Annotated in this window: 16 protein-coding genes; 6 read left to right on the top strand and 10 right to left on the bottom strand. The window is 32.7% G+C overall.

Features of this window, described 5'->3' with window-relative positions:
- Positions 1-5: 5 nt before the first annotated feature.
- The 10 genes from HSX10_RS16275 to HSX10_RS16230 all read right to left on the bottom strand — a co-directional run bounded on the left by HSX10_RS16275 (position 6) and on the right by HSX10_RS16230 (position 19,209).
- A complete protein-coding gene (locus HSX10_RS16275; protein ID WP_173589312.1) occupies positions 6-6,848 on the bottom strand; it encodes a hypothetical protein in 6,843 nt (2,280 codons plus the stop codon).
- 14 nt (positions 6,849-6,862) lie between these two features.
- Entirely contained in the window at positions 6,863-8,833 is a 1,971-nt protein-coding gene (locus HSX10_RS16270; protein ID WP_173589311.1) for a hypothetical protein, read from the bottom strand.
- Positions 8,826-11,984: a hypothetical protein gene (locus HSX10_RS16265; RefSeq protein WP_173589310.1), complete on the bottom strand. Its 3,159-nt coding sequence runs from the start codon at positions 11,982-11,984 to the stop codon at positions 8,826-8,828. Before HSX10_RS16265 ends, HSX10_RS16270 begins: the two co-directional genes overlap by 8 nt.
- Positions 11,985-12,015: 31 nt before the next feature.
- Complete coding sequence (locus HSX10_RS16260; protein WP_173589309.1) at positions 12,016-12,501, bottom strand: hypothetical protein; 486 nt, start codon at positions 12,499-12,501, stop codon at positions 12,016-12,018.
- A gap of 243 nt (positions 12,502-12,744) precedes the next feature.
- The gene (locus HSX10_RS16255; protein ID WP_173589308.1) at positions 12,745-14,346 is read right to left on the bottom strand and encodes a TIGR04141 family sporadically distributed protein; all 1,602 of its coding nucleotides are present in this window, start codon (positions 14,344-14,346) and stop codon (positions 12,745-12,747) included.
- A 91-nt stretch (positions 14,347-14,437) separates the two neighbouring features.
- Positions 14,438-15,109 (bottom strand): response regulator, encoded by a 672-nt coding sequence (locus tag HSX10_RS16250; RefSeq protein ID WP_173589307.1) that lies wholly within the window; start codon positions 15,107-15,109, stop codon positions 14,438-14,440.
- Entirely contained in the window at positions 15,110-17,113 is a 2,004-nt protein-coding gene (locus HSX10_RS16245; RefSeq protein WP_173589306.1) for a tetratricopeptide repeat-containing sensor histidine kinase, read from the bottom strand.
- Positions 17,114-17,179: 66 nt separating this feature from the next.
- Positions 17,180-17,341, bottom strand: a complete 162-nt coding sequence (locus HSX10_RS16240) for a hypothetical protein (protein WP_173589305.1) — start codon at positions 17,339-17,341, stop codon at positions 17,180-17,182.
- 210 nt (positions 17,342-17,551) lie between these two features.
- A complete protein-coding gene (locus HSX10_RS16235) occupies positions 17,552-18,322 on the bottom strand; it encodes a LytR/AlgR family response regulator transcription factor (RefSeq protein WP_173589304.1) in 771 nt (256 codons plus the stop codon).
- Between the two features lie 233 nt (positions 18,323-18,555).
- Positions 18,556-19,209, bottom strand: coding sequence for an N-acetylmuramoyl-L-alanine amidase family protein (locus tag HSX10_RS16230; RefSeq protein WP_254453257.1), 654 nt, complete (start codon positions 19,207-19,209; stop codon positions 18,556-18,558).
- Between the two features lie 188 nt (positions 19,210-19,397).
- On the opposite strand from HSX10_RS16230, the gene HSX10_RS16225 reads away from it, so the two are divergent.
- The 6 genes from HSX10_RS16225 to traM all read left to right on the top strand — a co-directional run bounded on the left by HSX10_RS16225 (position 19,398) and on the right by traM (position 25,422).
- Positions 19,398-19,685 (top strand): hypothetical protein, encoded by a 288-nt coding sequence (locus tag HSX10_RS16225; RefSeq protein ID WP_173589303.1) that lies wholly within the window; start codon positions 19,398-19,400, stop codon positions 19,683-19,685.
- Between the two features lie 270 nt (positions 19,686-19,955).
- Positions 19,956-22,358, top strand: a complete 2,403-nt coding sequence (locus HSX10_RS16220; RefSeq protein WP_173589302.1) for a TraG family conjugative transposon ATPase — start codon at positions 19,956-19,958, stop codon at positions 22,356-22,358.
- 4 nt (positions 22,359-22,362) lie between these two features.
- On the top strand, positions 22,363-23,001 hold the full coding sequence (locus tag HSX10_RS16215; protein WP_173589301.1) for a conjugal transfer protein: 639 nt from the start codon (positions 22,363-22,365) through the stop codon (positions 22,999-23,001).
- Between the two features lie 2 nt (positions 23,002-23,003).
- Positions 23,004-23,846, top strand: a complete 843-nt coding sequence (locus HSX10_RS16210; RefSeq protein ID WP_173589300.1) for a hypothetical protein — start codon at positions 23,004-23,006, stop codon at positions 23,844-23,846.
- Positions 23,847-23,857: 11 nt separating this feature from the next.
- Positions 23,858-24,472, top strand: coding sequence for a conjugal transfer protein TraK (locus HSX10_RS16205; protein ID WP_173589299.1), 615 nt, complete (start codon positions 23,858-23,860; stop codon positions 24,470-24,472).
- Between the two features lie 20 nt (positions 24,473-24,492).
- Positions 24,493-25,422 carry a conjugative transposon protein TraM gene (gene traM, locus HSX10_RS16200; RefSeq protein ID WP_173589298.1) on the top strand — a complete coding sequence of 310 codons (930 nt, stop codon included), beginning with the start codon at positions 24,493-24,495 and terminating at the stop codon, positions 25,420-25,422.
- Positions 25,423-25,450 lie beyond the last annotated feature (28 nt).

Below are 25,450 nucleotides of genomic sequence, written 5' to 3'. Positions count from 1 at the left end.
GACTTTTAGTTTTCAGGGTTTAATATTAAATTCACAGTAACAGGAGGATCAACAATATCATATTTATTTCCATCCCACAGCTTATATTGAAAGCGAATATCCAAACTATCAGTTGTTAATTTTTTACTCGAATGCATAATTAATGCTTGAGAATAATCTTTTGAATATAGAACTGTATATGCCAAATCCCTCTGAGACTCATTTAACGCAACCGCAATAGTACCTTGCTCTTCAATAGCTTGAGAATTATCAATACCTCTAATAATTTCTAACGGAATTTTAGGATCATTAAATGGTTCAGGATTCCTTATTAATAACCCAATAGCTTCATTATTATTTTGATTTCTTATTACATTAAATTCTGTAGTAACTGGTGGGTCTAATGGAGGCATTCGTAATACCCCAACTAACACTCGATCTAAATAATCAATGTATTGAGATTCTAAATCATCATTAGTAGTATTTTGGCCTCCAACTATAGCAAACACATCATCAATTATCAGACTTGTAAGGTCAAGATTGACATTAAACAATGCTTGGGTTGTTGGAATCCCATTCTCATCTGCTTCTAGAACATAACTGTTTATCTGCTCATCAAAATTCAAATAACGTGAGGTTTGGAAAACATAATTATGAATCTGTTTTGTGACGTCTTCAAATGTATTTGTGAAAATAGCCGTGTACATTTTACGTGGCTTTAAGTTGTGTAAATTAACAGTTGTGTATTGACTTGCCGGTTTTATAACTTCACCAGGATTAAAATTACAGTTACCTCCTTGAGCCTCTACAAAATGTTGCATATACTGAAGCATTAAGGGCATCGGCGGAGCAGTATCAACATCCCATTGCTCAACAGTTTGAGGAATGTTATCCACAATGACTTCTGGTGGCATTGGGTGCTCCATAAGAATATTTGTCACAGGATCTTGAATGAATACTTTTAATGCTTGCAATCCATTTGTGTTAGTAATTGTCGGTAAATGATAATTTCCATCAACATCTTCTGTTCCGTAACCATTCCAAATGTCTTTCAACATATGCGCTACGTAAGGCTTTATATAGAACAATAATAATTTGGCATAATCTTGACTGTAAAATAATGGTTTTGACTGAAGTAAATTACCATCAGCATTTGGATATGAACGTCTATAGTCTATATATTGCTCTATTGATGTTAAAGCATATTGATCTGGGTTGGTTAACTTACCATTCTCATCTCTATTAATTATTTCATTAGTACTCGTATCGTACTGATTTCCATAGACAACATTTGGTGCATTATGATAATGACCAATGGTACCTGCAGTTTTAAATCCATAATGATATTTAAACGTTTCTAGACTTTCATCATCATTTACAATATCCTTGACTTCAAACGCGATGTAATACCTTGTATTTGGTCTCCAAATTGGATCAACTACTTGATTAATACCTGCAACCATGGCCTCATAATCTAGTTGTATCGCAGCTTGGTCTGGTATATTTAGGTTATAAGTCCAATCTTCTACAGATTTCCAACAAATTGAGTGTAAAAGTGTATTGCACCTTAATTGCGGTTCATTCGCTTGATCTTCACAATTACAATTTCCTAATTGACTTATCAGGGAAACGATTACTTGTGTATATATAACAGCAACGTTATTGTAAAGCGTTAAGGCTTGTGACTCTGTTAAATCACTATTCCCTTCAAAATAACTTATTAATGTAGCATAGGTATTAGATAAATATGTAAGATTTTGAGCAAGATAATCTTCAATATCCATAGCACTAATAGTAGGGTGTTGATATTCCGTATCAAAAGTTTTTACACTCTCAATAATAGTACCGATACAACTAAGATTACTTTGGACCTCATTAATAGTAGATGCAGGTTGAATACAATCTGTATAAACAGTATTTAAGGCCTCATAATAATTACAAAGTATATCATCCTCGTCACAATCAACATTATTTTGAGAACAATCACAATTACCTAAAACATTCAGTTTGTTAATAATAATCTCTGCTTTTTCTCGCATTTGATAATATCTATCTACATCTGGATTTTCTGAAATAGCTTCTAAAAGTGTACTGTATTCGTTTAATGTTGGTTGGAGATTAGCTTCTATAAATTCTTGGGGGAGACCACTATGTATGTTTTCTACAAATAATTTATACTGAGATATAAAATCCCTGATTTCATCCCTAGAATCTATTTGTTCAGGAAAACTTCTTTTAAAAATTTCAAATAAGAGATCGTATAGCCCACATATTTTTTCATCTTTTTTACAATCCCCTTCTACAGGCACACAACTTTGGTGTTGTATCGTTTCTAACTGATTTAATAAATGAAAATAGTTTGCTGCATCCAATGGCACCTCTACATTTGCACCCTCGGGAGTGCCACTACCTAATTGTTCATAGGTGTCATTAAACAGCTGCTCTATTTGTTCATAGATACCATCTATATCAGCTTGTATAGCACCTAAAACTGGTTTAATCTCTATTTTACTTATAGGGATCATCTCTTCGTTAATATATGTGACTCCATCATTATTATTAGATAATTGGGACTGAGAATAGGTAATTGATTCAACCACTTCATATTCGATTAAATAGCCACCTTCAGGAAGAAAAGATTTATAATAAGTCACTTCAACTGATTGAGCATTAGTACTTATTTTAAACGAAATTTCAACGGAGGGCTGTGGGAATTTAAACTCTAAAGTACTCGAATTAGGAAACTGTAAGGATTGACTAAAACCAAAAGTATTAGCGTCATTAACTACAGTAGCAACCGAACTCATTTCGATACCATTGACATTTGATGACTCCCCTTGAGATATATCAAAGAACAAATCTTGATGGGAATGGAAATATGGGAAATGATTAACGGTATTATAACTAGTGTTTAATGGTATATTTAACCAATTAGCACATTGGGCTGTTCTTTCTTCTCCTTCACAGAAAAATGTGGCATTTGTTAAACCTAATTGTTCTGGAATAAACCAACCTGGCTCCCCTTGTTCTGCATAAGAAAAAGGAGACGTTGCTAAAATTCTTATCGCATTATATTCTTTACTCGATTTTTGCCAATGACCTATACGTAAATTAGAAAGATCCAATCCTACTGGAGCTGTTTCTGCATTAATAATCGCTTCATAAGGATGATATGGCTCCCAAGCATTTCCTTCTTCATTAGCGGCCATAATGCTTATGTTAGTGATCTGATAGCGGTGTTTTACTTGTCGTAATTCATTACCTTTAATCACTTTTACTGGTGGAATTAAATCCTCGTAATTTTCTGGTGGGTTGTTATAGCTCCCAATAATTTCAGATATTTCACCAGGTAATACTGCTTTATCAAATTTGATATCTATATAAGTATCTAAAGGTATAATTGCACCATCTAATAAATCAGTAGTAGCAGGTGGCTCTTCTCCAAAATTAATGAGTTCAAAACTCTCTCCAGTAAGCATATTTATACCTTTCACCGCTTGATCTCTTAACGCTTCTGCTATAGCTGGGATAGTTTTAGTATCAACTTCTCTACTCTTCTCCCATTTCATTTTAACGGTAGCACATACTTTAATCTTAATGAAAGCTATTTTAATGCGACCACATACTCTAATCTCGGCATATATTAAAAATGGTTTTGCTGCTTCTGCTGCAAAGTGCACAAAGAAGGATACTCCTACCGTAATAATTCCAAATAAATCAACTTTAGCACCAGCATCAACGGTCATAAAACCACCTATTTGTGGTCTTTCAAAACTAATGAAACCACCAACTTCAGCTAATAGCCACGCTTTAACGCCAATAGGTCCAAAACGTTCTTCAATATCAAATGAAATCCTAGCACCTGCTTCGATACCACTTGCAGACAGCATTAAAAAGCTCTCCATCTCCACAAGGGTTAATACCTTCGCTGTTATTGGATCTTCACGAGTTCCCATATTGAGAAACCATCCTGAAGGATTATCCCAAAAATACCCAGCTTGCATATACACATGGAGGTCTATAATTTCACCGCTATCTTGTGGTAATTTAAAATCAACACCTGCACCAATCTCTATACCGTTTTCGGCTAAAATCATATAAGCAAAAAACGGTGGCTCTCCTGTATCGTCTAATCCCCATTCTTTACTTAGAATACTTGCTCTCCCATCAATCATTAACATACTTGGAATAGACAATAACACCATTACTCTTAGCGATATAACATCGCTGGCTCCCATAGTCGCAATAGTAACACCTGCACCTATACTAAATGCATTTGTTGCATTTTCTGATTTGTCTGGTCCATTAAATTTATTAACATTAATACCACGCTCGGGATGTGTGTAATAATCATACCACTTATCATCATGAGAATGTAAACCAACAGCTTCTTTTTCAGCGACATACCTAAAACCTGCTATACCTCTAAACCCTGTAATCCCTAATCCTGTGGATGCTAATGGAATTGGTATAGGAATATCTAAATAGGCATCTATTAAAAATGCTGGTGGTTTTGGTTGTAAGCGCATATCTGCACCACCTGCCATTTTAAGTTTTGGTAATTTAAGTGATACACCACCTGCGTATTCTACTTCGTTAATGGATAACCAACCTTTAATAATTGCTGTTGCAGCAGATGCTGTTGCATTGCCAGGAATGGTTAAATCTACTTCTATAGTTTCTATTCTAATGTAAGAATGAGCTTCTTTTGCTGCTTGGTAGCCTGCATCTCCTTCATTGCCTACTGCTGGTCCATTATCTACCGTATAAAAATATTTTACACCTTCTCCACGTGCCTCTACACCAATATTCCCTAAACTAATGCCACCATCAAATCCAAAATAATTATAGCGACGCATTACGCCATTGTGCTCTTCTTGAAAAGAACCAAAATTGATACCAGTAATAGAAACCTCTACTGGTCCAAGTTTTAATGTAAAGTTGGTTGGCACAGAAATCGCACCTCCAACAATTTCAAAACTACCATCGCTATAAATACGTAGTCGTTCTATTTTTATTGATTGGTCTCCTATAAACTTTTTGATAACTTCATTAGTGAATGTAATATCACAGGCTGTACCAATATAAAATGGATCGTCACTACTTTCCCTACCCACTTCTAAAGAATTAACCTGAATATTTAAAACTTCTGGTATAATTATAGGTCGAAAGCCATCTTGTTCTGATGCCGTAACATTAAAACCGCCATCATCATCTATATGACCAAAAATATCAATATTAGCAATTTCACCAGTTGAATCTTTTAGCTTAGGAATTTTTAAACCTCCTTGAATGTTGGACTCTACAATATGACCTTGCTGAAACGTCATATCGAAACTTGTAAACCAAATCTCGAAACCGTTGTCGCCAATGCGCTTACTTAAACGTGGTCTATTATTTTCATCGCTATCATCGTAAAGTATATTTAAATAGGAATAATAATCTGATACATTTTCAAAAATTGTTGGTTCCGTTTCTCCAACTTTAGTAAGGCTCAATGGAAATACAAACTGCGTAGCGTTATGTGTCTCTAATTGGCTTTTTAATTCTGTATGATTATTAATTGGTGTAACTACTAGGTTTTCTGCATCATTATGTGTGGTTTTTATCGGATAGACAAATTCAAAATAGTCTTGGTAATAATTAAGTATTGTACCATCTGTATTTCTAAACGTTTGGGTTTCTAAAGCTACAGTTCCAGAAACACCACCAGTACCTATTAGCATGTTGTAACCAGCTACTTTTGCGGTAATACCGCCTACAACTTCATCATCATTAAACCATGTTGGTGGTAACGTAATAGCAGCATATTCAACATAAACTCCCTTAAATGTATCTGGTCTTCCATCTGCTGTTGCTTCTGGTACGTTTTTGTCTGTTCGGAAATCAAACTTTAGGTTTTGGATTTCTATTATAAGACCTGTATTACCTATTTGAGATGGTGTTAAATTAAATGAATCTAATTGATTGAATTCAAAACCATATTCAGAACTAAATGCTAAACTACCAGCATTATACGTTATCATAGATTTAATAGACTCATCTTCAACAACTTCTAATGTTGCAGGATTAATTGGTTGTAACCATGTTCTTGGAAATTCGAGCGCTAAAAACAAATTGGTAAGAGACGCATAGAATTTCGGTAATAGGAAATGAGATAGGTTATCAACATTAAATTGTCCGAAAAATGAATAAAAGATTCGTTCTATTTTATAACCAATGGATCCAAAATCATCATCTGCTAAAAAGTAATCATTCAAAATGAATTCAAAAACACTATAGTCATTTCCATTAGAAGACAGTTGCAATATTAAATCTTCTATAATTTCAATTTGACCATTTAGCTCATTAAACACTAATGGTGTTGGAGGATTGTTATTAGCATTAAAATCATCAACAAATTTCTGAAGTGGTTCTTCAGTGCCATCTTCACTATAATCTGGATAAAATGTATCTATCACACTATTAAAAAGTTGATTTTCATCTATATCACCTATATCAAGAAGTAAATAGAAGATTGATGAAAATGAAAAATCAAAGCTGCTTATATCAAAGCCATTAATATATTTTAATAGTGGCCAACTGTAAGTAATATACATAGGGAAATCTGACGTTTCTCCATCTACAAAGCTAGGATTTAGCACTAAAGCAAATCCATCATCACCACCAAGGTTTAATGCTAATCTAGTTTTACTAACAATTTTTATATTGTAATGTGCCTCTTCACTATAGTAGCTTTTTTTTGAATAGAAGTCTCTAAAATAGAGTTGAGAAAATACAGTATCCAATCCACTTTCAATAAACCCCAAATTTGATGGTAGTTTATCTAAAGAAATTAAAACTGAAAGAGGTGGTAAATATCTTGACATAATATGATACTGTATTATTGTTTAATGACATTAATTTTTCCATCTAACGACACTTTTATTATATGGGTTTTGCTAATGCCAATTTTATTTTTATTATCGTATTCGAAGGCTTCATTTTTATAGCCTTGATATATCTCAATTTGATTGTTTGTATTGATGTTAAAAAAACGAAAGTTACCATCACTATAATCATTTAAAACGTTTATTATGTTGGCCAAATGAGTCCTTGGATCATATAAGATCAAGACCCCTTTTAATATTCCATAATCATTATAAATACTGAGGTAAACCTCGTAATTCTTTATTTCAGGCAATTTAAAGTCGTTAATATCATCGCTGTCAATTTCTATGTTTGAGCAAATCCATGATTTTTGTAGATTTTGCAAAAGCCCTTTATCCCAATATTCTACGTAACCAAGATTGATTTTATTGAGGTTACTAGTAATTGGAAGCGTATAAAAACTATGCTTTCTCTCTTTATTTCCTGGAAACTGATAAAACTTAAGTGTAGAGTCTAATAACTTTAAATTATCTTTAAAGGCACTCAATTCCTTTAAAGCAGGTGAACCAAATGGATAAGTTGAAACCAATGGCTGTATTTTATTGAAAACACTATCTCTTTTGGTTGAAAATTCTTCTTCATTGTGTTTAAATCTTAGGCTTACGGAATTAAGCCCATCCTTATTATATTTTTCTTTATCAATGGCATCGTCTAAAACACATTCTTCATTTACGACCACAATGCCATTGCTTAATATTTCAATAGTGAATGCATTTACCAACCAACTATTTGATCCTCTATAAATGTAAATTTTATTGTCATTGATATAAAAAAACTGAGTGTTTAAAAGATAACCTTGCCCTCCACTTTTCAATACAAACCCAGGTATAATAACACTGTGCTGTTCTAATCTATCATACAACATAATATAACCTGTACTCTCACAATAGTAGTCTTCACCGAAACAACAATTGTCTGCTTTTTTTAGATGGACACTACATTCAGAAGGGTAATTTGTAGCTGTTGTCGTATAATACACTTCATATTTTCCTATATTAGAAATGCGCGTTTGAAAGCCAACATATCGAGGATTAATCATTTGATACTCGCTCTCTATATCTATACCTAAATTGAGATATTCATAAGTACTCACAGGAGGCGCTAACTTTTCTACATAGTTTTCGCTCAAATCTTCACCTGCAGGAGGATGAAGCTTTAAAAAATACATCCAAGTATCATAAATGGTTTTTCGAGCTCTAATGTTTCTAGTATCATTAGTGAGATCTTGATTTGTACTAAATGAAACTTCGTTTTGATTATTTGCAATGAGCTGTCCTAATGCTTTAGGTCCAAAAGGCAATATGGAGTCTATTGGGTTTACTATACCTTGTAAACTATCTTTTCGTTTAATATAAGCAGTCCAATTAGTTGTGCTGTCTTTTTGATGTCGACTAAATGCTAGCTCTTTGTAATAAATGCTATCGGTGAATTCTCCTTTTATTAGTTTTTGAATCTCATCCATATCAAGAAAATGGGAATAATTTACAAGACTACTTATTTTATCTCTTCGTGATTTGTATAATTCATTATAGATAATCCAATCTGATAGGGAATCTTTATTAAATTTTAACACCTCATTAGGTAGTAAATAATATTTGAATGAGCTAGGTATATTTTGTTTGTAGGTGTTTAAATTTCTTTTGAGTATAGTGATTTCTTTTTTTCTATTTTGAGTTATTAAAATGTAGTTTTTTCGATAATCAATACTATCTTTGAATTTGTCAAAGTTATTTATTAGAGAATCTACTTCTTCTGGCAAGAGGTACCATAAGTAAAGGCTGTATTCATTATACAATTCTTTTTTTAAAGAATCTTTCTCTGAAAGTACAACATCATTAGAGGTTGACTTTGTGTTATTACAAGAAAAAAACAAGCAGCAAAACACTAATGTTAACAAGTCTATATGTAGATGTAATCTATTCATTATTCCTAGGCCTTAATAAAGGTATAAATCTCTGCGCATGAATATGATCTTCATGATGTGGAAACCTTGTCCCTCTATAATCATCTTCCAAAGTATTAATATAATTTGCTGAAGTTCCGTATATTGCACCGCCATTTTGTCCTATTAAAAAACTATTAAAGCCATAAAACCATAAAGCATTCATCAACTCACCGTCCTCTTGAATAGCTTCTTCTTCTGTCAAATCTAGAGAGCCTCTAAGATCTAAAGAACCTTTATATGACATATCAAACGCAAGACCATTGACATGTGCTCTACTTGGGTAAGATGAACCATCTGGATATGCAAACCCTTGAGATTCAACAAAACTAGCATCTTCATTAAGTTCAAAAAAACGTATTAGACCACCCATTACAGCAGCAGCCAACAAAGTATTTGCATACAATCTTACAGTAGCAGCATAGCGCATATCAATATTAAGGTCATCATTTGTAAAACGAAATGGGTCATATAGTGCATCATTTAATCCATGATAATTTCTTTCCCCATTTGTACAGTTCCAAATCTCACCATTTCCGTTATTTGTAACCATTCGTACCATAAAAATTTTTCTTATTCTGTCTGATGAGGATTTATCCTGAGAATATCGTTTCGTACCATAAGGTCTATTACAAGGTACGGTAGTTGGACCAACAACAATATCACCAGTTGTATTGTTTTTTTGTACCAACCCAGCACTAACACCATCAATTCGATTACCAGCATCATTGTAATTTATAACCTCAGTATATCCAGTTGGATGGCTACCCAAATTATTACCGATATATTTCATCTTATCAGCCATCACAAATTCAAGATTACATATGTCAGTTATATTTGCTTCTTCAACTGTTGCAACCGTATTAGCAGCATTATAATACTTATAATATATATTTGTAGAATTGGTACCGTCTGCATTTAATAATAGTGCTAAGTCTATATTATCGCTAATCTTGATAACGCCATCATTATAAATATGAAACTCTGGTCTATTAGAACCTGGAGTAATTTCTTCATCAGCAGAAAATTCTGCCGAATGGAAAAACTGATTATCTCTACTGTATAGAACGATATTATTAGCTTGATAGCTCGGATTTTCAATGTCTCTCATACCATTCTCATCTAAGCCTTCCAACCTAAGTAAATATTTGTAATATCTATATTGGATATCATCATCATCTGCCTCAGTAGTATGATATGGTGTATTTGCCGTAAAATCTATCATTAATTCTAATTTGATGAATCTTTGATGCACACTATTTAAACCCGTTTCCTGAATAGCTGCCAACTGATCTCTACTAAGCCCTAAAAGCATGCAATTTTCCTTATGGTTTTCCCCCGAACTTCCTCCTCCTGCCAAACCTCCACTGTCAAAAAAATTAATTCCAATAATATTAATAGTTTCATCGGCTTCTATTTCATAGGGCTTACAGATAAATTTAAGTCGGTTCCGATGATAATTGAACTCAGTTGTTTCAAAATTTAAATTGTGGTCATAGGTGTTGAGATATTCTTTTTCAGATGTTTCAGCTGAATTCTCATAATCTAAACGAGCATACATTAACACTCGTTCATCATCCCAATAAGCGCCATTAATCATATTGAGTTGAAAATTGCCTGTTCCATCATTGTTGTAGGGCTCTCTCACATAGATTGGGTTGGCACTTTCTACCCATCGACGTTTATTGGCAATATTACCTATAGTAGGAATATCTATAGAACAAAAGGTAGAATCATAATAATGTTGATTTCTTAATACGGTATTAGGTGCTGCATTAGCTCCACCAATTTCAGTGTTATACTTGGTTTTAAAGTAATAAAGTTTACAATAATTACTAATATAATTCCTAGTACTACCATCTTGAGTATTTGGAAATCTTAGTCTAAACTCATTAGTCCAATCTAAACGGTCATTATCATCATCATCATCTGGATTATCAATAAGTGTCTTTGTTTTAATGTAATTACTGGTAGGTTCCGTCATTTTGGTTGTTACTGGATTAGCAGCTGTTCCTCTAATGTTAACCTTCTCCATGTACAGAATTGGCTTTAGATTATCATTAATACGTAACTTTAAACGCAAAGAGTTTTCATTACCTGTGGCATGCTCACTTTCTAAGATCAATATGGGCCATTCATCTGTTAAATATTCTTGTATAATATAAGGATTAGACGTTCCAGGATTAACCTTTACTTGAACGTTATTATCATTATTTTCAGCTGTATCCCTATAATTTTGATACAAATTATAAGAATATCCTTTTTCGCTTCGTATATCTAAATACAATTTATTTTTTGTAAAAAATTTAGAAATTAGTTTAGTATATATAAATGTTTCTTCATCTGTTGGATCGGTATCTGTCTCAGAAGTATTGTCAGTACCATCAGTATCGTAATAACTCACTTTTTCCATGAAATACATTCCGAAAAAAGCTGCTGGATCTATAAAGTGTAATATTTCCTCTCTTTTCACTCTTTCATTATATCCCGCTAGTCCATTTACATCAATTTCATAACTACCAACACTGGCATACTCATGTGAAGCGACAAACCTATTATTGTTCAAAAGTATTTCAAAACCTATATCAAAATCTTTAGTGAATGTCCCAAACCATTCACCTTCATTAATATAACAAGGCACTACATCCGGAACATCTTCATCAAAAATTCTATCAATACTATCAAAATCTGCAGGAATATTATTGTTATCTAAATAACCTAAGTTTTCATTAGCTGGGTAGATATCTGGTAATGACCAAATCCTGTTTATTAAAGTGTTATTATCGTCTGAAGCATCAATAACATTATTATCACCGCCAACCAACGAATCTCTTTTTATGCCTCTATAGATATAATACTTAACATCTAAAGGCAAGTCAATACTATTACTTGGTTTTAAAATAACATTGACGAGGGATGCATCTTCTAAAGATTGTACAATGGCAATACTCCCATTTTGGCAAGCAAATGCTCGAGCCTCATTAGTAAGCTTAAATTTGGATGTAATGTTATATTTTAATGTTGCATCAACACCACTTTGCGTGCCATCACTATTTAACACTATGCTTACTGGACCATAAGAATGGTATTCGTTTTGTAAAGTTAAGTTAGAAGGATCAATAAAAAAATACATAAAAAAGCGTTGAGTTTATTAATAATTAATTCTATTCTATTCCATAAGCTTTAAACTCACCATTCTCTATAGTAATAGTTGTGTCGTCATCATTGGTTACTGTAGCTGTGAATGTGCCTTCTATATACTCACCAGTAGTTTGAGTTAAATTCATTGTGCCACTTTCTGCAAAATCGAAGTCGAAATTTAAAGCATCTGATGTAAATGACACTTGGTATTCAGCAGTGAATGAATCTTCTACATCAAAAGCGCCATTAGATATAGCCAATGGCATCCAAAGTGCTATTTGTGTATCTCCTGGATCTGTAAGACCAGCACCATTATTACCATTAAGTGTAATAACACCAGATTCCGCAGTAAGGATATCTGTAAAGTTGTAAGCTGTACCATCAATTGTAAATTTTATATAAGTGTCTGGATTTTGATTTCCAGAACTATCATCGTCCGAGCTACAAGATGAAAGTACAAGACCAAGAATAACAATTAGGCTAAGTAAATTGAATTTTAAAATTTTCATAATAATAAAGTTTAAGAACTTCACGAATCCATATACCTTTATATGATTACGTTACAGTTAAGATTTGGTTAATATATTTTTCTATTTTGTAGATGTTTTCTACTTGATGAAGTTAAAACAAAAATTTCAAAGACAAATAATGGTTAACCTTACTCTTTGTAAGGGTTGCAAAATTTAACTATAATTTAGCTTTATATTAATGTTTAAATTGTGAAGTAAACTCCTTAGCTTGAAGTTAAATACTTAGGTGTTATTTCTTAGAATATTTTTGACTTTCACTTTAAAGCCTTGTTCAATAAGACTTTCGAGAGTTAGTCTAAAATTTATTAAACTAAAAAAAGGTAACGCATCTATAAAAGAGCGGTCTTTTTTATCTATTAAGGCAAATGTAATTGTGTATTCACTTGGTTTTAATTGCTTTCTATCTAATGGTACAATATTTCTTGTGGCTTTCATTTTACCTAGTCGTGCTCTAAAATTCTTTCTAAAGCTATCGTCTCTTAAGATTGCTGTTGATGAAATTCTGCCCTGAGCAAACAAGTGACTTAATGTTGATGAACTCGACCTTGGTTTAACATGAATAAACTCCTTATTAGAGATAGATAAAACATCGCAGACCTCTATATTAGATCGATTGTAATAATCTGATTTCACTAAGTTTTTATCAAACAATAGATAATCTTTATTAGATGCTGCAAGAAGCTCGTTATACTCACCTTCGCTAGCGTCTTTAGCACATGGAATGTAATTTAATTGTGATTCTTCGATTCCTTTTACATAATTACGAATATCATCTACATAATTCTTATTAATTTGATACCATTTACCTAAAGTGAATAGATAAATAGCATCTTTATATTCGACTTCAAAATTAATAAACCTCCAAAAAGGAGCAGAGGCACGAATTTCGTTATTTACATATTTTAAATAGATTGAAAGTCGCTTTATGACATCCCAATTTAGATCTTGTAATTTATCAGCTTTGTATAAATAGAAGTCTGAGATATCTAAATCCATTTTTAAATCATCATTTACCGATGAATATGCATAACCTTCATAGTTTTCCCAATTAATTATGTTAGGAGATGCTAAATGGATATTTGTTGTGTCTTCATTTTTTAAAGCTTCAATTAGCAAATCTCTTAATTGATCTATTAATTTAGGATTTTTCTCTTCTTTTAAATTATCAATCCAGTCAAAATTCTCTTTGTATTTTTCACTTTCGTAAGCTTTTATGAGCTTTTTTAATTTGTCTGGAATATCAAAAAAATTAATTTTTGGAGATAAATAGACACCTTCATTACCTGTAATAATGCTTCCTAAATCATTTGAACTTTTACTAATACCAGCTGTAACACCTCTTAACAAATCACTTATAACATCTAAATTAAAAGCTTCTGGTCTCGATTTTCTACTAGACTGCATTTTTGTGAGAAGTGCCATATCACTAAGATTAGCTTTATCTATACTTATAAATTTTTCTGAATCGAGTAAGTTTAGTGCAGTGCGTAATCCAAAATCTCTTTCTATAAGTTCTTCCTTAATAATATGCTTTCCGTAACCAAAAGCTATGGCAAAAACTCTTCCTTTAACTTTAAAGAATAGAACAGCTCTATTTGAAGCGTTTTTTAGTGACGTAATTTTAGTTTGAGAACCTTCTTGCAGTAATTGTTCCCATGAAGGCGGATTGGTTCTTGTGATCCCAATTATAATTAATCCTTCCGCATTTGCCTGAGTTTTAATTTTATGTTCTTCGTAATCATTGAATCCTTCTTTTAAAGCATTGGTAAAGTCTTTTAAGTAAGATTTTAATAAAAAAACACTAAGCTTATGATTTTTCTTCATTGATGGAGGTCTTGTTATTACAAAACCACAACTTAAAACAAATTAAAATCGATCCAGTAATGACAAACCTTACTAATAATAAGGCAAATAATCATATAAAACCTTTCTCTTTAGCAATAGCAATTAATACCTTATCTTCTCCTCCAGACACATCAAACACATCTTTTAATTGTCGCTTTCTCCTTTCTATTCCTCCAATAGACATATTGAGAATATCAGGAAGTTCAATCATTTTTGTCCCAATAGATAGCTGATATAACAACTGTCTATCAATATAGTCAATACTAATATCGTTTGTTGCCAACTTGCGGAGCAATCGTTTTACCGTTTTAGTATAGGCAGGAATATCTTCTAAAACTTCTTCGATAGCATTTACTAAGGCTTTTGGTGTTAAATCATTTTTTATAAGTAGCCCTTCTGGGTTTAAACTTTTAAAAATATTATTGATTCGATGATTGTCGTTGTACGTCGTAGCAACTACAATTTTAGATTTCGGAGCGTGTTTTCTAATTTCCAATCCCAAATCTTCACCAGACAGCAATTTATTATCTGAAGACTTAGGGAGCTTAATATCTAGAAGAATGACATCGAAATAGAAGTCTTTTGATTGTAATATAAGATTATTAGCGCTATCGATTGTAGTTACTTCAGTTATAGTAAAATCATAGCGATTGCCTCCCTTGGCAATTTTCTCAAAGGCTAATTTAAAAGATTCAGCAATTTGCGGATGATCATCGACTATTAGTATATTTAAATTTTCCATTTATATGTTGTATGGTATTTTTATCTCAATGACTGTTCCATTATTTGGTTCTGACATGATTTTTACTTTTCCACGCAGGCTCTCCGTTCTAGATTTAATATTCATCAACCCAATTCCCTTCTTAGCATTTGTTATGTTAAACCCTACACCATCATCCCTTATAACAACGACTAAGTTCTCATTATTATATTTAAAAAGCAAAGAGACCTGATTTGCTTTTGAGTACTTTATGATATTCTGGAGTGCTTCTTGGACAATTCTATATATATTAATTTTTATGGTTTCGTTGCTATCATTCCAAAAAAAAGAATCCTCACTATCTATAAAATATTCAAAATTTCCCAAGACGCTTTTTTCTTCAACTAAGTCTTTGATCAGAGATATATAATCAGCATTTGAAGATAAAATTTCATTTTTCAACTCATGCGAAATATCTCTAATCTCTTCTTCTATTTCTCGTAGATTGTGAATGTATTTCTGATGTTTTTCCAAATCGTGTGACTCTCCATTTAATTCTAAAAAACCAAGCCCCATTCTTGTTCCAAAAATTTTACCTAAAACACCATCGTGTAATTCTTCAGATACTCTATGTCTTTCCTTTAGGCGCCCTTCTTCTAATTTAGACTGTTGCTTTAACATTAATTTATAGATTTGCTCATTAGCTTGTTGTTGTAACTGTTCTTGTTGCAACTCTTTATTCTTAGATCGTTGTACTTTTATCAAATACAACAATATTAAAATTGATACAATAGCAAAACCAAAAGTTAAAATCAACGTTTTTTGTAGTGCTAATTTTTCACTCTTTTCTATATACTCATCCGTTTCAAATTGTATTCTTGCAAATTTATTTTTTAATGTTCGCTCGTATCTTTGTAGGCTTTCAGTTAACTCTACGTGCTTTTTTAAGTAATGACTGGAGTTTACTTTATCAATTCTAGAAAGCAGTAAAAGCGAGGTCAAAATGTCATTATTATTCTTTGATTTATTAGCTAGCTCATTGGCACTATCAGCATACTCAAGTGCGTGTAAAGTATCACCGATTTTGAAATAATACTTGGCAAGATGAATTTTATTAATAGTAATGCCTGAAATATTATTTAAACTGTCTCTAATTTTTAGGGCTTCCATTAAATCCTTCTCAATACCTAAAGTATCTCCGTTAAGCAATTTTGAATAGGCTAAATTATCAATTAACCTTGCATATAGATGTATGTCTAGTATTTTTAAATTACTATTATTAAGGGCTTTATCAAAAGTTTGTATTGAAGATGGATATTCTTTTTTAGTTTGATAAAGCAGGCCTATGTCATTCAAACTGCGCTCATAATAAGATTTCTTATTCTCTAGATTCTGAAGAACTTTGATAGATTTATTATGATATTCAATTGAATTTTCAAAATCCCCTAACTCTGAGTAATTATTACCGAGTGCGTTGTAACATCTATATAGTGCTAAATTTTTCCCTAGCCGCTTATAGGTAGAGATAGCTTGAAAAAGTTTGGATTCACTACTCGTGTAATCTTTTAATCTGCTCTGTATAAATGCCATATTATAAAGCATTTTGGCAGCATAATTTTCAGATTCAATCAGTGAATAATATTTATGAGCTTGGAAATAATGATAATATGCAGAATCTAACTTTTCTTGTCTAGCATAAAACGAACCAGAATTCCAATGCGTTTCAGCAATACCCATAGAATCCTCAAGTTTAACAGACAGTTTTACAGCTTCTTCATTTGCCGTTTTAAAAAGTAATGAATCAGAGTTTTTAAAAGCCTGAAAAGCTATTTTTAAAACATTTACTTTTTTTAGTGAGTCATTATGAATTAAATCATTTAAAGCCTTTGCCTTAGACAAATTCTTATTATGTTTAAGATAATAATTGATACTATCATTTGTTGACTCAATACCATTTTGATTTGGTAAGTTTTGATTACATGAAATCAAAGCAACCCAAAAAAAGCAAGTTAATAATAGTATCCTGTTTTTATTCTTTTTCAACATAAAACAAATGTAAAGAAAAAGCCCTTAAATATTATTTAAGAGCTTAAATCAATAGTGATAGAGAAATTAGTTATCTCTATCATTATCTATTTCACCAGAGCTATTATCACCAGTGGCATAAATATCCTCAGTAGCTACAGGTTCTTCATCTAAAAGACTTTCTGGAGTACAAGAGAAAAATAATATTGTAGATAATAATAAAACGAATAGATTTTTTGGATTCTTCATAATTTAAAATGTTAGGTTATACAAATAGGCCACCCTTTGAAATTAGGTGTGACCTGTTATGCATTGAGACTTATTTAATTCTCAATACATTATGAAGAAGCTTCTTATATGATAAACCTAAGTAAGAAAACTATTATAAGAATGACTTTTGAATCACATTAAGTGAACGATAGGGTTCCGAGGGTGAATAGCGCCTATAGAAGAGCGAAATTAATTTAAATTAGAAATAGAAATATCAGACAATGACTCTTTTATGAATTCAATATTATCAATATATGTTTTCGTAAAGGGTAGCTTATGTGTTGTATTGGTAACTGTACATTTTGACTTACCATAGTTGATTCTCGATACATAATTCTTATTTATTATATAACTCTTATGAATTCGAAAGAAATTATTAGGTAAAGTACTCTCAAATACTTTTAATGTCTTAAATGCACTAACTACAGTACCATCTATCATATAAAAGTCAGTTGTATTATTATCTGCTTTTAAAAATAATATAGTGTCTGTATTTATATACCGAAAGTCTTTATAAGATTGTAAACAAAGATTTTTATTAGTTTGAAGCTTTTGTTTTTTTTTAAATTTCATTAATAGCTTTCTAAGCTCTAATTCCAAAATGGATTCCATTAAGTAATCCTTAAAATCATGTTTTAGCGCTTTATACGCGAATTCAAAAGAGGTGGAGATTCCGACAAATTCTGGAAGAATTTCAAAACAACTATTTAGTTCATTAACAAACTCGAAAGGATTCTCTAATGCGTCGTCAAAATTGATGAAAATCAAGTCAGGTTTTCTTTTGAGAATAATTGTCATCGCATCATTGTAAGACGTCGAATTTCCAAATGAGTTGAACATTGAAAAATCTCTCGTAACTTCTTCAATTCGATTAGAAATACTCTTATCATTATTTAAAACAAAATAGCTATACAAAATATTACCTTTTCTTTTTAGGAAATATATTAAATATCTAGGCATTTCTAATAAGGTTTTCCATTAGTCTTTTAAAGGGTTTTATTTTATCTAACAAGTAGTTTTTAGCAGATTATTTTTTTCTAAGCATAATACTATTTGACGAAAAACCTAAGGAGTTAAAGATACTTCTCGTCACTAAAAGTATTCTATATTGTAGTTCTTTAACTTATGAATTTCTTTTAGAAAAGTTTTAATTACTTCTTTTAACGTCTTAACAACCGCTTCTAATAACTCCTTCATTTTTCAAAATATTTCCATAGAATTTCTATGATAACCAATGCTATATAACTACTATATTTTTTATCAGCTAAAAATGTTGCTTCATCAAAATGAGACAAAAATCCAAGCTCAACTAATACAGCAGGACAAAATTCATACAACCCTCTCAAAACCTGAAAATTAGCAAACTTCACACCTCTAGATTTTAGTCCTATTTTCTTAGAGAATACTCTCTGTAAATGATAGGCCAACAGAATTGAAGCTCTTGAAAAATCACTTTCGCCATCCCAAATATAAATTTCAGCACCTTCAGCTTTCGGATTCCTTGAAGCGTTACAATGTATTGATAATAACACATCAGCTTTTAGTTTTTTGGCTAATTCTGTTCTATTACGTATTGAAATTAAGGTATCGGAATATCTAGTTAGATAGATTTCCATAGGGTTTTCCATTATATTGTTCAGTCGAATTATTTCCATAGCGATATTCAGAACAATATCCTTCTCATATACACCATTTACTCCAATGGCTCCAGAATCCAGTCCACCATGTCCAGGATCTATAACTACTGTTGTTTTGTTTTCTTGGTCTTTCTCATTCTGCGTATAAGAAAGATTAAAAAAAACCAGGCAGAGTAGTAATACTATAATTTGATTTAACGTATACATCATAATCATTTTAGATTACACAATATTCAAGGAATCAACCGCTTCCTTAACAATCTTCAAAAGTTTAACACCACTTAGCGTTAAAATTTAGAGATTTCCTTCCGTCAGCTTCATTTCGTAATAGATTTCATAACGTATTAATCAAAACCTGCCATTTAGATCCCTTCGATAAATGGCTAAATCTAGCACTTATGAAAAAATTAATGTTTACGCTATTCGCATTTTTACTGACAACAGCCACAAGCTTTGCTCAGATTGGTGGTATTGAAGACTCCGTTAATGATGTTTCAGATACCATAAGAACCATATTTCCCATTATTTTGGGAGTCATTTTTTTAATTGGCTTCCTCTTTAACGCTGGTCATTTCTTTGGAGAAAACGCAGATCTTAAAAAGGGCATTACCCGAGTTCTCGTATTTGTATTGATTGCAGGTGCAGTGGTAGGCATCTTTACTTACCTCATAGGCATCGTTGTCTAATGAAACGGTTTGAAGTCTATAAGAACATAAGAAAACGGGCAGTCATTTTTGGATTGCCCATTGCTCTATTTGCCTTAATGATGATGGTTGTTCTAGCCTCATTATTAATCATCATTTTCTCATTCAGCTTTGGGATTATAATTGGTCTGATGTTTTTTAATGCCAGCTTATATGTGGCTTTAACACGGATCACAAACCATCCACAGCTTTTCCAGATGACAAAAGCCTTTCCAAAACTTATAAGTAACAAAAGAATTTCTGATTTAAATTATGAACACGATTAACCTTTCAAAATATTACCCCATTGTCGCTATTAAAGACCATATGGTATTTGCCAATAATGGTAATGTGGTATTGTGCTATAAGGGGCATCTGCCAGAAATCTATTCCTTATCTGAAAAGGATTTTGAAGATATACACAGTGCATGGTTTCAGGCGTTCAAATCCTTACCTATTGGCACCGTGGTCCATAAACAAGACATTTATCTCAAAAAAACTTATAACTCAGACCCACTTCCAAACACCACCTTTCTCGAAAAAGCCACACACGCGCATTTTAAAGGTCGTGAGCATATAACACACCATTGCTATTTGTTCTTCATCTTAACCAAGAACAAGGCTCTTAACCATCCTAAATATGTCAACCCTTTCAAAACAATTTCAAAAGGCATTGCACAAGAACTAGATGAAAATATTAAAAGCTTCTCCAACGCCGTAAACGATTCCGTTTCCTTTATCAACAACAGTCGTAAAATGGAATTTCTTCCACTACCACCAGAAGCTATTCAGCAATTAACACGTCAATATTTCAATGGTTTCAATGAGGGGTTCGACACGGACATTTTATTGGAAAAGAAAAACGTCACCATAGGCGAAAACCATTTTGATGCGCTTGCCGTCAACAGTGAATTATGCTTTGGGGACAATGTACAAAGTAGCAAAACCAATGAGAAATTTACTTCGGACGATTTTGTATTTCATCAAGGATTTATTGATGGTATAGGGCTTACACTTAACGAGAATCACATTGTTAACCAGATTCTTTATCTGGACGACAAGCAAAAGTGGCGTAAGCTATTGGATAAGAAAATCGAGGAACTTAATAAGAGTTCCAATTTTGGTTCACAAAACAAAGTCGTTCTAGGAAAAATTCAACACATTCTAGATCAAATTAATGCCGATGATAATTCACGAATCATTCGTGGTCATCTCAATATTATCTATTGGTCAAAAGACGCTAAAACTTTAGATAAGATCACCTCACAAATTAAGACTGAATTTAAGGAATTGGATATCATTCCTTATTATCCAAGAGGTGAAGAACGCAAAAATTATATCCTGAATAGTTACTGTTGCTTTTCATCCAATTTCTCAAACAACGATTTATACGTTACCGATTTGAAACACGCGCTTTGTCTATTCATTAATAACACCAATTACAAATCCGATAAAACCGGCATTATTTTTAACGATAGAGAACATAACATTCCGGTATTAAAAGATGTTTGGGATGAAAATAAGAAGCGCATCAAAGCTCGTAACTTCGCCATTTTCGCTCCCACAGGTGAAGGCAAATCGTTTTTAGCTAATAACATCTTACGGCAATATTTTGAAAGTGGAGTACGATTAGTCATCATTGATTTGGGGGGTTCTTATACCAAATTTGCCAAACTCTATCCTCAAAACTATACCGTATTGCGTTATGAAAGCGGACAAAACTTAGGGATCAATCCCTTTTATATCAGCGAGGTCAAAGATCTGACTCCAGAACGCTTAGAGGATTTATCCGTATTTCTATTTGAACTGTTTGCTTCCGATATAAAAGTCACCAAAGCACAATCGGTTTCGGTTAAGAAAATATTGCGTCATTATTATCATCACACTTCTAAACAGCATTCACTCGAAGGCTTCTACAATTATATAGAAAAGCACCAGAACGATCTTCTGAGTCGCTTAAAAATCCATCCCGACTACTTTAATGTGACCAGCTTTTTGCACGTTATGTCTGAGTATGTTGGCGATGGTCTATATAGTTTTCTATTTGAAGTAAGCGAGGATCAGACGTATAAAATAGAAGATAAACGCTTAATTGTTTTTGAGCTAGATGAAGTGAAAGACAATAAGGAAATTTTATCGGTAATGTTGAAGTTAATTAAATCGGCGATCCAAAGAACCATATGGAAAAACAGAGCCGAAAAAGGCATCATTTTATTCGATGAGTTCGCGAAACAACTGAAGTTTGACAATGTCTTAGAAAGTGTTGAATTTTACTATCAAGCGATACGAAAACAAAATGGAGCTATTGGGATCATCCTACAATCCATTAATCAACTTCCAGACAATGCAACCTCAGCTAGTATTTTAGAAAACACCCAAGTTATCTATAGTCTGAATAATGAAAAAGGTTATGAGGAACTTGTAAAAAGACTCAATCTATCAAACCATGATTTAAACCAATTAAAATCCATTAAAAACAATCTTTCTGGTTCACGGAAGTATACTGAAATGTTCATCAAAATCGGTAAAGAAAGCAACATTTTCAGGCTCGAAGTCCCGAAGGAAGTCTATGCCGCTTACTTAACTGATGGACAAGAAAATGAAGCTATAATGGCAATTTATGACAAGTGTCAAAATATGGAAATGGCAATTAAAAAATTCACATCAAAACTATAATATTATGAAATTATCAAACAAAATTCTCGAACACTTAAGCTATAGACTTGCTCTAGGTAAAACAAAAATCAAAACATTAGTTTTGGGGGGCATCTTTAGTATTACTCTTTTATGCCCTGGTAGGGCTACTGCCCAAGGCATGCCCACCTATGACAACACCAATTTTGTTAGTCTTGTCAAGCAATTGGTAGAATCGGGCAAACAAACTGCGCAAATGATTAAGTCTGTACAATTTTTGAAAGACGCCAAAGAAGCGATAGAAAAAGTATCTAGTGTCGTACAACAACTCCGAGCGGTTGAGGAAATTGCACAAAACAATCAGCGTCTAATTCAAGTGATGCAAACTGATTTGCAGGACATTTTGAACTCGCCTTATATACAACCTGAAGAAGTAACTCGAATTGCAGAATCCTTTGATGCTATAGTTCAAAACGCTTTAGATACCGTAGATTTTATTGACGAAGTCCTATCGAGTGACCATCTAAAAATGACGGATGCAGAACGTGCTGAAGTTCTCAGAAAGAAGGAACAAGAATCTAAAGAAATGGTTGTGAACATCACGATAAAAACGAAGCGCTACAGCGCTATTATTTCCTTTAGAAAAATGCAAGACAAAGTTAATAATCGCGAAACAAACTTTTAGAAATGACCGCAGCGATTATTTTAGGAATTGGACTTGAGTATATCGATACGATTTTTCAAACCATACAAAACAGCAGCTTCTCGCAATACACTATTGCAGGAATGAAAACGCTAGCGGTTTTATTTTTCTTAATCAATATTCTAAAAAAATACAATGAAGGTGTTGCGGATAAAGATGGGTATTCGTGGGGCTTAAGTCCTGGTGAGCTCGCAAAGAATTTTGCTGTTGTGCTCTTGGTTATTTTCTCAACGCAGGTGTTAGGTTTTTTTGATGGCATATTAGTAGCCATTGAGGGGCAATATAGAGGGACTGCACCTGCGTTATTACCATTACAACTACAAGATTTACCACTTGAAGAAGATGTAGGCTTATTAGATGCTGCAAGTATGGCAATGACCCTACTTTATGAAGTTTTACTTACACCACTCTATGGATTCAAGCTCTTAGCCTTTATACTAAGCACCATGCTTTGGATTTTGGATCTATTTATCTACCCCTTGTTTTTAGCAGAACGCTTCTTTCTATTAGGAATTATGCAAGCCTTTTTCCCTTTGGTTATAAGTCTCGCCGTATTTGAAAAATTCCGTTCACTTGCCTATACCTTTTTTAAACTCTATGCAGCCGTCTATATGTTAGTTCCTGCTTTCTTCTTAGTCAATGTATTTATCAATGCGATCTATACGGAATTAAACACCAATTTCTGGACCAACTTATTTGGGACCGATTTTGGTCAAGGCTTTTTTGCACCCGTTGTAGAATTAGGCACCGTTGGCTTTATAGTTTTCTTAAAATTTAAACTCTATAAGCGCGCCACATCATTTACGCTAAGACTATTTACCAGCTAATCCATCTCAATATGAAAACACCCTACAAAAACATCTATAACGTATTAAAGCTCAATCGATTTATTGTTTTAGCCGTGGTTATTTGCGCCTTACTATCGAGCACTTTTTCCGTTTGGGTCGCATTTAAGACCCATAAAAACGCCATGAATAGTGCTTTTGCCATCAATACAGATGGTAGCATTATTCCCCTGAAACTCATTAACCAAAAGGAAAATTTTAAAGTGGAAGCTTTGGCACATTTAGAACTGTATCACAACTACTTCTATAATATTGATGCCAGCAATTATGAAAAAAATTTGGAAAAGGCGCTTTGGTTAGGCAATAGTTCTGTAGATAATTTGTATCGGCAAAAAAAAGCAGACGGTGTTTATAACCGATTATTACAATATTCCTTAGTTCAGAAAGTACTACAAATTACTTCAGAATTAAAGGAACACAATGGCTCATATACGTTTACTACAACCACCATTTTTGAAATTAATCGAGGCTCTATTGTCGATACCTATGAATTAGTTTCCACAGGGAACTTAATTAGCGTTGACCGGAACTTCCCAAACAATCCACATGGTCTTCTGATTACCAATTATTTTGAGAACACCTTAAAAAAGCTAAACACTAAAAATTGAGTCACTAAAAAAATCCGCAAATGAAAGTAGAAAAGAACAAAATAGTATTTATAGCAGTATTAGCCATTGTGTTCATATTCCTTATTTCTTATAGCCTAATGCTCATGGGAGATGACGAAAATGAAAAGGACAGTCTTGAACAGACGTTGATTCCTGATTTAGAAGACAACCAGAAAACATATGATTCTAAATTAGATGCGCTTAATGATTTAAAAGAAGTACGCGAAACCAACGCTCCTAGTATCTATGATGAAAAATTAATGGACTCCATGGGGTATTACGATACAGAACTACCAGAACGTCATAAAAAACGCATTATAGACAGTATATACGCCGCTGGAAAAATTCAATATTCAGAATTAAAATATCAAAACTTTGGACGACATAACGTAAAAACGAAGCCCCCAATAGCCATTGATTCTTCAGAAATAATTAGGGAGTTAAAAATACAAGCTAAAGAATTGGGCTTGGAACATCAACTATTTTTTGCGGCTGCACCAAAACCAAATACATTTTCAATCATCGGTCATACGGATACAACCATTTACGCCGTTGTTGATGGAGACCAAATAGTAAAAGCAAATACGCGATTGCGAATGCGACTTACTCAAGCTGCATTAGTCAATGGAAAGCAAATGCCCAAGAACACACTTTTATTTGGCTTTATAAGCTTTCAGCCCAATCGTGCTTTAATAGAAATTGAGAATATCAATCATCATCCCACAAAACTAAAAGCTTTCGATTTACAAGATGGCAGTGAAGGCATTTATGTGGAAAACAACTTCAGAGCCGAAGCGACCAGTGAAGTTCTGGACGATGTTATAGGAGATATCAATATTCCAACAGTTCCACAAGTCGGTGGCATTACAAAAGTATTGAAACGTAGTAATCGAAATGTGAAGGTTACCGTACTGAACAATTATAAACTTATTTTAAAACCAAAATTATGAGCTCACAATGAGCATTTAAATACACACT

Origin of the sequence: Winogradskyella undariae (assembly GCF_013285155.1) — a bacterium.
GTDB classification, from domain to species: Bacteria; Bacteroidota; Bacteroidia; order Flavobacteriales; family Flavobacteriaceae; genus Winogradskyella; species Winogradskyella undariae.
Note: the sequence above shows the minus strand (reverse complement) of the source record. Positions and strands in the feature narration are given on the sequence as shown.